We start from the raw sequence: 2279 nt of genomic DNA on the forward strand, positions 1-2279 counted from the left end.
GGAATGGCGCAAAAAATGGGGTAATGAGGTCATCCTGGTTGAATTTGAAGATAGGATAGAGATCCTACCAAGGAAAAAACCAAAATTCTCGGAGTTCTTTGACATAATTGAAGTGGAAAAAGAGGGAGATATTGAAAAAGAACTTTTAAAAGAGCTTGCGGAGGAATATGAATGAGATTCATCGACAGCAACGTGTTTCTCTATGCAATGATAAAACCGAGGAGAAGCACAGATGAAGAACTTCTTAAAAGGAAAGAACACGCCAAGAAAATCCTCCTGAGGATAGAGAGGGGAGAAAAAGTTGCAACAACCCTAATCCACCTGAGTGAGATTGCGAACATCCTGGAGGCGAAGGTAAACCTAACAACTGCCATAAACTTTTTAGAAAGCATGCTCCTTGCTGAAAATATCAAGCTTCTCTACCTCTACGTGGAGGATTACTTAAGGGCGGTGCTGATTTCTAAAGAAAAAAGAATAAGCGTAAACGATGCTCTGGCATATTTAAAAATGAAGGAACTCGGTATTGAGGAGATATACACATTTGACAGGCATTTTCAGAATCTGGATGTCAAGGTAATCCAAGAGTGATTTTTACATTTTTTGTAAAAACAAAACTTTTAAATTCTAATTTTTAACATTTTCTTGGTGATGAAATGGAGTGGAAAATAGGCACTTATGCTTCCCACTCTGCCCTTCAGATTCTCAAAGGAGCTAAGGATGAAGGCTTTCAGACTGTGATCTTTGGAAAGGAGAGAGTTAAGCCGCTCTACACAAAATACTTTCCAGTTGCCGATGAGTTTTTAGTTGGTGAATATCCTGAGAGAGAGCTTTTAGAAAAGAAAGTCATAATAGTCCCACATGGCTCATTTGTAGCTCATTTGGGTGTTGAAAGGGTTGAATCCATGAAAGTCCCGTACTACGGTAACAAAGCTGTCCTTAGGTGGGAGAGCGATAGGAGTTTAGAGAGAAAATGGCTTCAGAAGACCAATCTTAAGGTTCCGAGGGTTTATAAAGACCCAGACGACATAGATAAGCCCGTCATCGTGAAGTTTCACGGTGCTAAAGGTGGTAAGGGCTACTTCTTGGCCAAAGATTCGAGAGACTTTTGGGAAAAGGCCCAAAAGGCGGGCATTAATAGTAAGGATGACCTTAAAGGTGTGCAGATTCAGGAGTATATCCTTGGAGTCCCAATTTATCCGCACTACTTCTATTCAAAGCTCAATGGCGAGCTTGAGCTGATGAGTGTTGATAGGCGATATGAGACCAATGTAGATGGCATCGGGAGAATCTCAGCTAAAGACCAGCTCGAGCTTGACTTTGAAAACTCGTACGTTGTAGTTGGCAACATTCCCATAGTCCTGAGGGAGAGCCTCCTTATGGAAGTTATGGAAATGGGAGAGAGGACTGTTAAAGCAGCTGAAGAGATTATGGGCGGCCTTTGGGGTCCGTTTTGCTTGGAAACTATACTCACAGACGAAATGGAGTTTGTCGTCTTTGAGATTTCCGCTAGAATAGTCGCGGGGACGAATCCATTCGTTAACGGTTCGCCATACACTTGGCTCCGCTATGATTTCCCCATGAGCACGGGGCGGAGAATTGCGAGGGAAATAAAGCAGGCTATAGAGGAAGATAGGCCGGATGATATTTTGACATAAACATGATAAATAGCCTTATAAATGGTTAAATTTTATGCAGAAGAAAGTAAAGGTGATTGGCATGTGGGAGAGCTTCATAGATGAAAAGGTAAATGAAGTTAGGGAAAAGGTTGGGGATGGAAAGGCTATTATAGCACTCTCAGGAGGAGTTGACAGCTCAACATGTGCAATTTTAGCGCACAAAGCTATCGGTGATAAGCTCTATGCCGTCTTCGTTAACACCGGCTTCTTGAGGAAGGGAGAGCCAGAGTTCGTCATAAAGACATTTAGGGACGAGTTTGGCTTAAACCTCATCTACGTCGACGCTCAGGAGCGCTTCTTTGAAGCGTTGAAAGGAGTAGTTGACCCAGAGGAGAAGCGCAAGGTAATCGGGAAAGTTTTCATAGACGTCTTTGAAGAGGTTGCCAATGAAATAAATGCTGACTTCTTAATTCAAGGCACCATAGCTCCGGACTGGATTGAAAGCCAAGGAAAGATAAAGAGCCACCACAATGTCGGTGGTTTGCCTGAGAGGCTCAACTTAGAGCTAATCGAGCCGCTGAGGGATTTATACAAAGATGAGGTTAGAGAAGTCGCTAGAGAGCTTGGTCTTCCCGAGAGGATATACAATAGAATGCCATTCCC

Annotated in this window: 2 protein-coding genes and 1 pseudogene; all 3 read left to right on the forward strand. The window is 42.8% G+C overall.

Translation table 11 applies throughout. The features are described from left to right. Positions 1–171 precede the first annotated feature (171 nt). Entirely contained in the window at positions 172–588 is a 417-nt protein-coding gene (locus ACXJGZ_RS06245) for a type II toxin-antitoxin system VapC family toxin (RefSeq protein ID WP_456398652.1), read from the forward strand. A gap of 65 nt (positions 589–653) precedes the next feature. Then, positions 654–1655 carry a formate--phosphoribosylaminoimidazolecarboxamide ligase gene (locus ACXJGZ_RS06250; protein ID WP_456398653.1) on the forward strand — a complete coding sequence of 334 codons (1002 nt, stop codon included), beginning with the start codon at positions 654–656 and terminating at the stop codon, positions 1653–1655. A gap of 61 nt (positions 1656–1716) precedes the next feature. After that, positions 1717–2279, forward strand: a pseudogene (locus ACXJGZ_RS06255) (glutamine-hydrolyzing GMP synthase); the annotation flags it as partial.

The organism is Palaeococcus sp. (in: euryarchaeotes) (assembly GCF_053987695.1).

What these genes read in the sequence shown, in the direction of transcription:
- ACXJGZ_RS06250 (WP_456398653.1), top strand. Translation starts at nt 654, where the DNA reads ATGGAGTGGAAAATAGGCACTTATGCTTCCCACTCTGCCCTTCAGATT.
- ACXJGZ_RS06245 (WP_456398652.1), top strand. Translation starts at nt 172, where the DNA reads ATGAGATTCATCGACAGCAACGTGTTTCTCTATGCAATGATAAAACCG.